Genomic DNA, 12,932 nt, shown 5'->3' on the forward strand with positions numbered 1-12,932 from the left:
CATTTTTTTGTTCCCTTAAAGCAAATGTTTTAAATAGTAATGAAACAAACTTAAGCTACAATTTAATAAATCTCCTGAAAAAAATTAATCTCATTATTTATTTATTTGTTTAAAAAAGAAATAGTTATCTATATTGCTAATAAAGCGCGGTACGCTCACGCCTGTTATTTAACAAAGGGTTAATTCCTTTTAAATAGGAAATCAAAAATCATGAATAAAACTTTCGCGTCTGAAATATTTATCAATGGTGAGATCCATACTCTTGATAGAGAAAATCCTCTCGCTCAAGCGATAGCAGTTTATCAAGGTAAATTTCTTTTTATTGGCTCAAATGATGAAGCGATGCAGTTTCAAAATGCAGAAACAAAAATCATTGATCTAAAAAACCACGTTATTATTCCTGGGCTTAATGACTCACATCTTCACCTGATCCGTGGTGGATTAAATTATAATCTTGAATTACGGTGGGAAGGCGTGCCCTCTCTTTCTATTGCACTTGATATGTTAAAGGCACAAGCTCAAGTGACACCCTCACCGCAATGGGTGCGTGTTGTTGGGGGCTGGAGTGAGTTTCAATTTGCTGAACGCCGTATGCCAACGCTAGATGAAATTAATGCGGTTTCTCCTGATACCCCCGTTTTTGTATTACACCTCTATGACAGTGCATTGCTAAACAAAGCAGCACTGCGTGCAATTGGTTATACCAAAGAGACACCCAATCCACCAGGGGGGGAAATTCAGCGTGATGAGCATGGTGATCCTACTGGATTACTGATAGCAAAACCCAACGCGATGTTGCTCTATTCTGCCTTAGCAAAAGGCCCTAAATTACCTCTTGAGTATCAAGTTAATTCAACTCGTCAATTTATGAGAGAATTGAATCGTCTTGGTGTTACGAGCGCGATTGATGCTGGTGGTGGTTTTCAAAATTATCCTGAAGATTATCAAGTTGTTGATGAGCTTGCCAAAAATAACCAATTAACTATTCGTATTGCTTATAATTTATTTACCCAAAGACCAAAGCAAGAATTTGAAGATTTCCAACAATGGACATCCATGGTATCACCCGGTGATGGCAATGATTTTTATCGTCATAACGGTGCCGGTGAAATGTTGGTTTTTTCTGCGGCTGATTTTGAAGACTTCTTACAGCCAAGGCTGATCTTCCTGAAAATATGGAAGCAGAATTAGAAAAAGTGATCCGTCATTTAGTGGAACATCGCTGGCCATTTCGTTTACATGCCACTTATAACGAATCCATTAGCCGTATGCTAGATGTTTTTGAAAAAGTAAATAAAGATATTCCTTTCGATGGATTACATTGGTTTTTCGATCATGCTGAAACCATCAGTGAGAAAAACATTGAACGCGTTAAAGCGCTTGGTGGTGGGCTTGCCATTCAACATCGAATGGCGTTTCAAGGCGAATATTTTGCACAACGTTATGGTACAAAAGCACTGAAACAAACCCCGCCTGTTGCCAAAATGCTAAATGCACAGGTTCCTGTTGGACTAGGAACAGATGCGACTCGCGTTGCTAGCTACAATCCGTGGACAGCGCTTTATTGGTTAGTGTCAGGGCGCACTGTGGGTGGCATGCAAATGTATGATGGCGATAATCGTTTAGACAGAGATACAGCGCTTATGTTATGGACGATGGGGAGTTCATGGTTCTCCAATGAACAAGGTAAAAAAGGTCAAATTAAAGCAGGTCAACTTGCCGACTTTATCGCCCTTTCTGCTGATTATTTTCGAGTGCCAGAAAACGAGATCAAAGCGATTGAATCACTTTTAACAGTCGTGGATGGCAAAATTGTGTATGCAAATGGTGAGTTCTCATCACTGACACCGCCTTCTATTCCTGTATTACCAGATTGGTCACCGGTGATCAAAGTACCGGGTCATTATTCTTACTTGCAACAAGAGACAAAAACAGCCGTGTTAAATCAGCTACATCAATGTTGTGGTGCTTGCCATGTTCATGGGCATCAACATGATATTGCTCGCCAATCCTCTATTCCTGTTTCAGATGATAATGCATTTTGGGGCGCTTTAGGCTGTTCTTGCTTTGCATTCTAATTTTTATGATAACGAGGGTCGGTGATGATCCACCGACCCTCTTAAACAAAGAGAGATAAGACGATGGCAACGCAACACGTCTCTGCATGGTCGCCCTTACGTAATCGTATTTTTTTCGTATTATGGATGGCAACGCTATTTTCTAATATTGGTACTTGGATGAATGATGTGGGAGCGGGTTGGTTGATGACGAACTTAAGCCCTGATCCCGTTATGATTGCTGCTATTCAAGCCATGACGACATTACCTGTTTTCTTATTGGCACTTCCAGCTGGAGCCATTGCTGATATTTTTGATAAGCGAAAACTGCTTATTTTCGTCAATATGTTAATGCTCTGTGCGGCATCATTATTGGCAATTTTGGTGTATTTCGATGTTATCAGCATTGGCTGGTTATTATTAATTACCTTTGTTTTAGGTTCTGGTGCTGCGTTTTTAGGTCCTGCATGGCAAGCGATTGTGCCGAGTATTGTCGAGCCTCACGAATTAAAATCAGGTATTGCCTTAAACAGTATGGGAATTAATATCAGCCGTGCAATAGGTCCCGCACTTGCAGGTATTTTAATTTCACAAGTGGGTCTTTATTTACCCTTTTTACTGAATGCCTTGAGTTTTATCGCCATTATTCTGGCTGTCTGGTGGTGGGAAGGTGAGAAGAAAGAAGAGGAAAAACTTCCTGCTGAATCTGTTGTTGCAGCCATGATCTCCGGCTTACGCTATGCGCGTTATAGTCCTGCATTGATAAAAACAATTATTCGAGCCGCTAGTTTTTTTTATTTTTGCGAGTGCTTATTGGGCGATGTTACCGTTAGTCGCTCGAGTTTCATTACACGGTGATGCGACATTATACGGTCTACTTACCACCAGCATTGGTATTGGTGCTGTGATTGGTGCATTTAGCTTATCAACATTACGTGAAAAATTAAGTACCAGTACATTGATTGCTGTTGGCACCGTGGGTACAGCATTGGTGTTATTTATTTTCGCCAGTGCGACTTCAAAATATCTCGCCATTTTCGCGAGTATGCTCGCTGGCTTTAGTTGGATAATCACCCTTTCCACATTAATGGTCTCCGCTCAAACCGCTTTGCCTAATTGGGTTCGTGCGAGAGGTCTTGCACTCTATTTAACGGTGTTTTCTGGTTCAATGGCATTAGGTTCTCTTATTTGGGGACAAATTGCTTCACATACTTCAGTGACGATAGCTTTGCTATGTGCAACAGTGGGGATTATTTTAGTTTGGTTATGTGTTTTGCGCGTCAAATTAGAACACGACAACATTAACTTACAGCATTCAGAACACTTTATTCTGGATGATGGGCTTATTGATATTACAACAGATAAAGGTCCTGTGTTAATTACCGTCAATTATCAAATTGAAGCAATCTACCGCGAGCAATTTCTCAGTTTAATGCATCGATTAAAAACGGTTCGTTTAAGAGATGGCGGTTATTCATGGGGATTGTTTGTTTCATCTGATGCGCTGATGGAAAATAACACTCAAACTTATATGGAAACGTTTATGGTGGCTTCTTGGGCTGAGCATCTTCGTCAACATGATCGCGCGACAATGGATGATAAACAGCTGCAACAACAATTAGATAAAATAATTAGTGCCAAAAAAGTGACACACTCTTTTTCTGCTTTTTCACTAAAAAAATAACGACATTAACTACTCATACACCTTATTTATCTTTATTTGGGTCTATAAGGTGTGTGGGGGTTTTATGTTTTTTATCCTTTCATTGCCTCTCCCCCTACTTTCTTGTACTCTGCATCGCTTCTTACCGCTGAAATAACTAAAACGTATTTGAGAAAATCATGACAGGACATCATTCTAAAGATCCACTACACGGCATCACGCTTGAAATGCAAGTAAATGCATTAGTAGCAAAATATGGTTGGGCTAAATTAGGACAACTCATCAAAATTAACTGCTTTAGAAATGATCCTAGTGTGAAATCGAGTTTAAAGTTTTTGCGTAGAACGCCGTGGGCACGCGCGGAAGTAGAAGCGCTTTATCTTGATTCTCTTGAAGCCGATATTGATGATGAGATTGAAATTATCGACCATCCTGATTGTGATCCGTGGGCAAATAGTCGCAATAAACGATAATTTTGTTGATGTTCCTGGTCGCGCATTAAGCCAAGTTTCGCAATTCCTCTCTTTATCTATTAAGATAAACCGATAAATAATGTTCAATTAATCAATAGAATAATATGAGTGCTAAATATGCCAATCAAACCTTATATTGATGAACAACGGCTTATTGAATGTGCGGAGCTTGGACGCGCATTGAGTAGTCATCATCGGATTAATATGATCCAATATCTTTCTCAACAAGAGTTCTCTGTTGAAAATTTATCACAATTACTCGAGCTTAGTGTTGCGAACACCTCTCAACATTTACAGCAATTAAAGCGTGCAGGCTTAGTTGAAAGCCGCCGCGAAGGAAAAATGATTTTTTATCGCCTTGCCTCAGGTCCCGTTCTAAATATTTTATCAGCTTTAAAATTACAAGCTGATTATGCAAGGCGGGAATTTAGCCAGTTAATTAATCAACAAGACATACCTGACGATAAATTAGCACCAATTGAATATGACGAGCTTATTGATGGTATAAAAAACAAACGCATTATGCTGATAGATGTGAGATCACAGGATGAATATGAAAAAGATCATCTTCCTGGTGCGATGAGTATTCCCATTGAAGAATTAGAATATCACTTAGCGCAATTCCCGAAAGATAAAGAAATTGTTGCTTATTGCCGTGGTGCTTACTGTTTTTTATCTAAAAATGCCGTAATAACCCTTAACTTAAAAGGGTTTCAAGCACGTTATTTTAAAGAAGGTATCACAAGTAAATTAAGCAAAGATTAAATTATTCACGCCATAAAATGACTAGCTATCAATATGTTGGTCATTTTATTCCTTTCCTATTTTTTTTAAAACTGCCTACCGTAAGTTATTTAATCTTTTAAATTCAAATTTATTAACTCATTTTAGTTAATAAAGTTCTGGCGCATTATTGAATCACTCAAACATTCAATCATTTTATTGAATGTTTGAGTGAAAACAGTTTAGGATCCTATTTCTAGAGTGAAATAAACGCTAATGAATAAATGAATAGAGGTTTTTGATGAGCTCATTAATTGAACTAAATGCTGAGAATTTTGATACCACAATTAATAAAGAAGGCCTTTGTGTTGTGCGTTTTTGGGCACCTTGGTGTGCACCTTGTCGCATGGTAGCGCCCATCTTTAACCAACTTTCTATTGATATGAAAGAGAGTGCCACTTTTGCTGAAGTCAATATTGATGATAATCCATCAATTGCGAGTCGATATGCTATACGTAGCATTCCAACTACTGTGGTTTATAAAGAGGGTATGCCTATTGATTCTTTAGTGGGCGCCGCTTCTTTACCAAATTTTAAAGATTTAGTACTTAAACATTTATAAGCCTTTATTTGAATTTTATAACAAGGAGAAAGACATGATGTCTACAATAATACTCGCCGTTATTTTAGGGGTAGGCGCAACGGTTATTATGGATTTATGGGCCGTGTTTTTAGCCTTGTTAAAAATTCCAACATTGAACTTGTCGATGATAGGTCGGTGGATTGGTCACATGTTTAAAGGCCAGTATTTCCATCATCCTATTAGCCAAAGTGCACCAATAAAAAATGAAACCGCATTAGGTTGGTGCGCTCATTATGGCATTGGTATTGTTTTTGCCTTTATTTTCTTAATTGCGATGGGGGAACAATGGTTAACTCATCCCACGTTTTGGTCCGCTTATTTATGGGGTGTCATTACTATTATTGCGCCCTATTTTATGATGCAACCTGCTCTAGGTGCTGGCGTTATGGCTAGCAAAACACCGTTCCCTAATAAAGCGAGATTGTTGAGTTTTTTATCACATAGTGCTTATGGTGTCGGGCTTTATTTTACAGGTGTTGTTGTGAGTTGGTTTTTCTAATTATTCATTCCTAAACTCCTTCGGCGTCATACCAAACTCTTTTTTAAAGATAGAGTAAAAATATTGCAAAGATGGATAGCCACACATCACAGATATTTCTTGGATTGCGAGCGTTGTTGTGGCTAATAAATTTTGAGCGCGTTTGAGTTTCTCTTCATAAATAACAGTGTGAATAGTCTTGCCAATTTCCTTTTTAAAGCGCTGTTCTAAATTAGAACGCGACATATTAACCGCATCTAAAACTTGCTCTGTTTTTATTCCTTTACAGGCATTGTAATAAATATAATGCATGGCTTGAATAACGGTAGGATCGTTAAAAGAATGAAAATCGGTTGAACGACGCTCAACAATTTTAACAGGAGGAACTAATATTCTTTGCTGTTTTTCTATTACATGCCCTTCTAGTGTTTGATGTAACAACTTCGCGGCTAAATACCCCATTTGTCGTGAGCCTTGTACCACAGAAGACAAGGCAATACGTGATAAATAACGGGTCATATCTTCGTCATCAATACCAATAATACTGATCTCTTCAGGCACATTTATATTTAAATTATCGCAGACTTGCAGTAAATGACGCGCTCGTGCATCAGTAACCGCAATAATTCCCGTTTGTGGGGGTAAAGTTTGGATCCAATCGGATAACCGGTTTTGTGCGTGTTGCCAATTTTCTTGGGTAATATCCATGCCGTTATAAACAATACCTGGATATTTTTCACTGGTGACTAATTGACGAAAGGCATACTCTCGTTCATTAGACCAATGAGGGTGGTTTTTAGCTGGTAAGCCATAAAAAGCAAAGTGTTTCAGCCCTTTTTGTTTTAAATGCAAAAAGGCTTGTTGAACTAATTCATAATTATCGGTGGCGATATAAGGTACAGGGGGATAATTTTCTTCTTGATGATAAGAGCCACCGACACCGATAACCGCTAATGGTGATTGGCTTAAATGTTGAGCAATAATTGGATCATCAAAATCAGCAATAATACCATCACAAACCCAATGGTTTATATTATCAAGTCGAGTACGGAAATCTTCTTCAATAAATACATCCCAATGGCACTGTGATGCCTGAAGATATTCTCCAACACCTTCAACCACTTGTCGGTCATACACTTTATTCGCATTGAATAGCAGAACAATACGAAAGTACTTATCTTTTTTTCATTTTACTCTACCTGATTATTCAGCTACGCATTAAACCATAGCTTTAATTTTGCTAGAACTCGCTTTCATCGCTATGTGATTACTATCACACAAGCCAAATTTCGTAATAGCAAAGTAAAAAATAGGAATAACCAATGTTAATAACAACGAGTATTTTGTTTTTAAACACGGTTGCCGAGGCGATTTTTCATGTATCAGAATAACTTTAATAACTTAATTTCTAGGCAAAATACCTATAGCGCAAAATGGTCTAATACTAATGTCAATCTGATCCCACTCTCTGTTGCCGATATGGAGATAGCTGCACCTGATTTTATTATTAACAAACTAGCTGAATTTAATCTTAAAGGTATTTATGGCTATACAGACCTTAGCCATGATTGGAATGACGTTGCTGCTAATTGGTTTAAAATGCAATACCAATGGAATGTCTCGCCTGAAACAATTGTATTTTGTCCCCGTGTTATACAAGCTGTTTCACTTTATATTCAGAATTTTACGCAAGTGGGCGATAAAATAACAACGCTATCTCCTGCTTATCATCCTATTAGTCATTCCGTTTGTGTAAATAACCGTGAACTATTAGAAAGCCCACTGATTTATTGTGACGGCTCTTATGAAATTGATTTTGATGACTTAGAAAGTAAGTTTAAACAATCTGTCTGTTTTATTTTGCTATCGCCACACAACCCGACAGGAACGGTATGGCAAAAAGAAGATTTATTAAAAATTGCACAACTTGCACAAAAATATCAGGTTTTTATTATTTCGGATGATGTACATGCGGATTTTATCTTTGATGACGCTATCTATTTCCCTATTTCATCCTTAAATACTTACGTAGAACAACACTCCTTTATTTGCACCTCTCCTGCAAAAACCTTCAATTTAGCAGGACTAGAAATAGCCAATATTATTATTGCCAATCCTGAATATCGTGAAAAATTCAAGCAATGCTTAATTGCTGCGGGTATTCATAATCCGGGATATTTCTCTGTGCCCGCTTTTTTTACAAGCCTACACCTTGCAAGGTCAACAATGGGTGGGTGAATTAAAAACGTACCTTGCTGATAACCGACGTTGGGTAAAAGAACAATGTGATCGTTACTTTCCTGATTGGGTTGTCACTCAAAGCCATGGCACCTATATGCTGTGGATCAACTACCAAAAAATGCAGTTATCTGAAGAACAACTAAAACATTGGTTTGTTTCATTAGCTGAAGTGGAAATGAGTTGGGGGCGTGGTTTTGGTGCGGTTGGGGATGGTTTTTTCCGCATTAATATCGCGACACCTCGTTCAATATTAGAAACCGTTTTCACTCGGCTTATTCGTACCTTACCTCACGCCAGTTTGGAATAAATTACAATGAAAACGCAAACGATAAACAGCCCAAGAACGCCAACGCTTCTTGAATCGCTCTTTCCTATTCTCACTATGGTGGTGCTATTAGGAGGAGGTTATGCCGCTTTTGATTTACCACCAGAACCTTTAATGGTGCTGTCTACGGTTGTCGCTGCACTATTAGTAAAACGATTAGGATATCGTTATGACGAGATCTTAACGGCAATTTCACAAAAAATTGCTAAAACCATGCCTGCATTACTGATTTTAATCAGTGTGGGTTTATTAATAGGTACATGGATGATTGGTGGCACCATTCCACTGATGATCTATTACGGCTTAAAAATGATCAGCCCAGAAATGCTTTATGTGACAGCATTATTGGTTACATCATTAGTGTCAGTCTGTACGGGAACGTCATGGGGATCAGCAGGAACCATCGGTGTTGCCTTTATGGGCGTTGCTGTCGGTATGGATGCCAATCTTGCGGCAACAGCTGGTGCCGTAGTTGCAGGTGCCTATTTTGGTGACAAGCTTTCACCATTATCAGGTGATACCAACCTTGCTGCAATGGCGGCAAGGATCGACCTTTATCAACATATTTGGCACTTACTTTACACCACATTGCCTTCGCTGATTTTAACCGCGATTGTGATGACTGTTTATGGCTTGAATGGTGATTTAGCGGGTCAAGGTGTACCAGAAAAAGTAACATTAATTACCAATGGTCTTGAGAATGTTTATAACTTCAATCTAATTCTTCTCATTCCTGTATTAGTGATCCTCTATGGCTCAGTAACGAAAAAGCCCACTATCCCAGTAATGTTAGCCTCCGCCGCCATTGCGATGTTTAACGCTTACCTTATTCAAGGGTTTGGGTTACATGACATCGTAAAAAGTGCAGTTGATGGCTTCAATGTCTCAATGTTCCAAGGGAAAGATGTACCTGAGTTATTAGGTAATTTATTAAATCGTGGTGGCATGAACTCAATGATGAGCACCCTGCTTATCTGTTTCTGCGCCCTCTCTTTTGCCGGCACTTTATCGTTAAGTGGTGCATTAGAAGTGATTGTCCATGCATTATTAAAAATGGTGCATTCAACTGGCTCGATGATCTTAGCCACAATTGCTTGTGGATTAACCATGATTGGCGTGACTTGTAATGGACAAATCTCAATCCTTATTCCTATCGAAATGTTACGCGGTGCCTATATCGAACGAGGTTTACACCCTAAAAATCTCGCTCGTACCGTAGAAGATTCCGCCACTATCTTTGAACCTATTTTACCGTGGACAGCCGCAGGCGCTTATATGGCAGGTACGTTAGGTGTTGCAACCTTAAGTTACTTACCATGGGCGGTATTGTGCTGGAGTGGCATCTTCTTTGCCATGCTGTGGGGTTTCACGGGCTTTGGCATTGCCAAATTAACACCAGAAGAGCAGGAAGAGATGACTGCTGAGCTTGGATCACATTCAGAATTACAACTTGATACTAAATAAGGACGGTTCCATGTCTTACTTTGATAAAATTGAACAAATTCAATATGAAGGCACAACAAGCGATAATCCATTAGCGTTTCGTTACTATAATCCTGATGAGATTATTTTAGGTAAACGAATGGAAGATCACCTAAGATTTGCCGCTTGTTATTGGCATAACTTCTGCTGGAATGGTTCTGATATGTTCGGTATCGGTACTTTTGATAGACCTTGGCAAACATCGGGTGAAGCTTTAAAGCAAGCGAAGCATAAAGCGGATGTTGCCTTTGAATTCTTCCATAAACTCAATGTGCCTTTCTATTGTTTTCATGATGTTGATGTGATTTCTGAAGGGAATAATATCAATGAATATGTTTCTAATATGGCGGCGATCACCGACGTATTAGCAAAAAAACAAGAAGAGACTCACGTTAAGCTATTATGGGGAACGGCAAACTGCTTCACTAACCCTCGTTATGGCGCAGGTGCGGCAACGAATCCTGATCCTGACGTTTTTGCATGGGCAGCGACACAGGTTTGTGAAGCGATGAAAGCGACAAAAACGCTAGGTGGCGAAAACTATGTATTATGGGGCGGACGCGAAGGCTACGAAACCTTGTTAAATACAGATTTACGCCAAGAAAGAGAGCAAATTGGCCGTTTTATGCAGATGGTGGTTGAACACAAACACAAAATGGGTTTCCAGGGCACATTACTGATTGAACCAAAACCACAAGAGCCGACAAAACATCAGTATGATTATGATACTGCAACGGTTTATGGCTTCTTAAAACAATTTGGTCTTGAAAAAGAAGTTAAAGTCAATATTGAAGCCAACCACGCAACATTAGCAGGACATAGTTTCCATCATGAAATAGCGACGGCTATTGCGTTAGGGATTTTAGGCTCTGTTGATGCTAATCGTGGCGACCCGCAATTAGGCTGGGATACTGACCAATTCCCAAATAGCATAGAAGAAAATGCACTCGTGATGTATGAAATTCTGAAATCAGGTGGATTTACAACAGGGGGTTTAAACTTTGATGCGAAAGTTCGTCGTCAAAGTAATGACAAATATGACCTTTTCCATGGACATATTTCAGGAATGGACACCATGGCAATGGCATTACGCATTGCAGCAAGAATGATCCAAGATGGCGGGCTTGATAAATTTACGGCACAGCGTTATTCAGGCTGGAGTGCAGAATTTGGTCAAAATATCTTACAAGGTAAATTAAGCCTTGAAGAAGTCGCAAAATATGCGCAAAGCAATACTTTATCACCACAGTTACAAAGTGGACGCCAAGAAATGCTCGAAAGCTTAGTGAATCGCTATATTTTTGGTTAATTGCATAAACAGAATAAACACAGCGCATTTTCCGCTGTGTTTATTCATTAGAGACAGATCATGAGGTAACTTCATGTATTTAGGGATAGATTTAGGTACTTCAAGCGTTAAAGCGATCATCATGAATGATCAAGGTGACGTTGTTGCCAGTCATTCCGTTTCTTTAGCAATATCACGCCCTCACCCTCAATGGTCAGAACAAGATCCCCTGCAATGGTGGCAAGCAACAGAAGACGCGATCCTTCAGCTTGGACATCATTATCCTATGGATCAGATCAAGGCGATTGGGTTAAGCGGACAGATGCATGGTGCCGTTTTACTTGATGCCCAACAAACGGTGCTACGCCCTGCGATCTTATGGAACGATGGTCGTAGTTTTAAACAGTGCCAAATGCTTGAGACACAATATCCTCAGTTTAGAAAAATCACGGGTAACTTAGTGATGCCGGGCTTTACTGCGCCAAAATTACAATGGGTTGCTGAACATGAGCCTGAAATCTTTCAACGTATTGCACATGTTTTATTACCTAAAGATTTTTTACGTTGGAAGATGAGCGGCAATTTCGCTAGTGATATGTCAGATTCAGCCGGTACGCTTTGGTTAGATATGCAAAAGCGAGATTGGAGTGATGTGCTTTTAAATGCGACAGGTTTAACGCGTCGTCAAATGCCTACATTGTTTGAAGGTAATCAAATAACGGGCTATCTATTAGCTGATATCGCTAAAAAATGGCAAATGAAACAAGTCCCTATTATTGCTGGTGGTGGCGATAATGCGGCAGGTGCAATAGGAGTTGGTGTCTATCAACCTGGTCAAGCGATGCTCTCTTTAGGCACTTCTGGGGTTTACTTTGTTGTTAGTGAGAAATTCCTCCAAAATAGTGATAATGCAGTACACAGTTTTTGTCATGCATTACCGAATACATGGCATTTAATGTCTGTGATGTTAAGTGCTGCCTCATGTCTTGATTGGGTATGCCAATTAACGGGAATTGACAGTGTGAGTACGATGTTTGAAGAGGTTGAACACGCGACTTTTGCCGATAGTCCCCTCCTGTTTTTGCCTTATCTTTCTGGTGAACGGACACCTTATAACAACCCGAATGCGAAAGGTGTCTTTTGGGGATTAACCCACGAGCATCAACGAGCTGACTTATGCCAAGCTGTTCTTGAAGGTGTGAGTTTTGCGTTACGACAAGGAATTGAAGTTGCGGAAAACGCAGGTCAATTCGCTGATAATATTACCTTAATTGGCGGTGGTGCCAGAAGTGACTATTGGCGACAACTTCTCGCCGATATTACAGGAAAAACCCTCGATTATCGTCAAGGGGGGAATGTTGGGCCTGCACTTGGTGCAGCAAGGCTTGCACAATTAGCAGTAAGCCCCGTTCATTTATCACGTGTTATTCTTTCTCAACCTAAGCTTGAAAAACGCCATATACCCAATTTAGAAAAACATAAAACATACGAAAAAAAAATATCATGCCTTTAAAAAGTTATATTCATTGATTGATACGATGGAAATATAACTATATTGC

12 protein-coding genes and 1 pseudogene are annotated in these 12,932 nt (G+C 39.4%); 12 read left to right on the forward strand and 1 reads right to left on the reverse strand.

Features of this window, described 5'->3' with window-relative positions; all coding sequences use genetic code 11:
• Window positions 1–210 precede the first annotated feature (210 nt).
• From BHE89_RS21900 to BHE89_RS21925, 7 genes and pseudogenes are all read left to right on the forward strand, one after another.
• Window positions 211–2,078: pseudogene (locus BHE89_RS21900) on the forward strand (amidohydrolase).
• A 63-nt stretch (window positions 2,079–2,141) separates the two neighbouring features.
• Window positions 2,142–2,915, forward strand: coding sequence for an MFS transporter (locus tag BHE89_RS26600; RefSeq protein ID WP_286146410.1), 774 nt, complete (start codon window positions 2,142–2,144; stop codon window positions 2,913–2,915).
• A complete protein-coding gene (locus tag BHE89_RS26605) occupies window positions 2,878–3,741 on the forward strand; it encodes an MFS transporter (protein ID WP_286146411.1) in 864 nt (287 codons plus the stop codon). Before BHE89_RS26600 ends, BHE89_RS26605 begins: the two co-directional genes overlap by 38 nt.
• Window positions 3,742–3,899: 158 nt before the next feature.
• On the forward strand, window positions 3,900–4,193 hold the full coding sequence (locus BHE89_RS21910) for a VF530 family protein (protein WP_069369182.1): 294 nt from the start codon (window positions 3,900–3,902) through the stop codon (window positions 4,191–4,193).
• Between the two features lie 117 nt (window positions 4,194–4,310).
• Window positions 4,311–4,958 carry an ArsR/SmtB family transcription factor gene (locus BHE89_RS21915; protein WP_069369181.1) on the forward strand — a complete coding sequence of 216 codons (648 nt, stop codon included), beginning with the start codon at window positions 4,311–4,313 and terminating at the stop codon, window positions 4,956–4,958.
• 259 nt (window positions 4,959–5,217) lie between these two features.
• Window positions 5,218–5,538: a thioredoxin gene (gene trxA / locus BHE89_RS21920; RefSeq protein WP_069369180.1), complete on the forward strand. Its 321-nt coding sequence runs from the start codon at window positions 5,218–5,220 to the stop codon at window positions 5,536–5,538.
• A 37-nt stretch (window positions 5,539–5,575) separates the two neighbouring features.
• On the forward strand, window positions 5,576–6,058 hold the full coding sequence (locus BHE89_RS21925) for a DUF2938 domain-containing protein (protein ID WP_069369391.1): 483 nt from the start codon (window positions 5,576–5,578) through the stop codon (window positions 6,056–6,058).
• Here the strand turns inward: BHE89_RS21925 and BHE89_RS21930 are convergent, their stop codons facing one another.
• Complete coding sequence (locus BHE89_RS21930; protein ID WP_128860773.1) at window positions 6,059–7,201, reverse strand: XylR family transcriptional regulator; 1,143 nt, start codon at window positions 7,199–7,201, stop codon at window positions 6,059–6,061.
• Between the two features lie 213 nt (window positions 7,202–7,414).
• On the opposite strand from BHE89_RS21930, the gene BHE89_RS21935 reads away from it, so the two are divergent.
• The 5 genes from BHE89_RS21935 (at window position 7,415) to xylB (ending at window position 12,886) form a co-directional block, all read left to right on the forward strand.
• The gene (locus BHE89_RS21935) at window positions 7,415–8,275 is read left to right on the forward strand and encodes a MalY/PatB family protein (RefSeq protein WP_286146412.1); all 861 of its coding nucleotides are present in this window, start codon (window positions 7,415–7,417) and stop codon (window positions 8,273–8,275) included.
• Window positions 8,250–8,585 carry a beta C-S lyase family protein gene (locus BHE89_RS26610; protein ID WP_286146413.1) on the forward strand — a complete coding sequence of 112 codons (336 nt, stop codon included), beginning with the start codon at window positions 8,250–8,252 and terminating at the stop codon, window positions 8,583–8,585. Before BHE89_RS21935 ends, BHE89_RS26610 begins: the two co-directional genes overlap by 26 nt.
• A gap of 6 nt (window positions 8,586–8,591) precedes the next feature.
• On the forward strand, window positions 8,592–10,067 hold the full coding sequence (nhaC, locus tag BHE89_RS21940; RefSeq protein WP_069369177.1) for a Na+/H+ antiporter NhaC: 1,476 nt from the start codon (window positions 8,592–8,594) through the stop codon (window positions 10,065–10,067).
• Window positions 10,068–10,077: 10 nt separating this feature from the next.
• Window positions 10,078–11,394, forward strand: coding sequence for a xylose isomerase (xylA, locus tag BHE89_RS21945; protein WP_069369176.1), 1,317 nt, complete (start codon window positions 10,078–10,080; stop codon window positions 11,392–11,394).
• A gap of 73 nt (window positions 11,395–11,467) precedes the next feature.
• Window positions 11,468–12,886: a xylulokinase gene (gene xylB / locus BHE89_RS21950; RefSeq protein ID WP_128860774.1), complete on the forward strand. Its 1,419-nt coding sequence runs from the start codon at window positions 11,468–11,470 to the stop codon at window positions 12,884–12,886.
• Window positions 12,887–12,932: the final 46 nt, after the last annotated feature.

Source organism: Shigella sp. FC1967 (assembly GCF_001743005.1).
In the GTDB taxonomy this organism is placed as follows: domain Bacteria; phylum Pseudomonadota; class Gammaproteobacteria; order Enterobacterales; family Enterobacteriaceae; genus Proteus.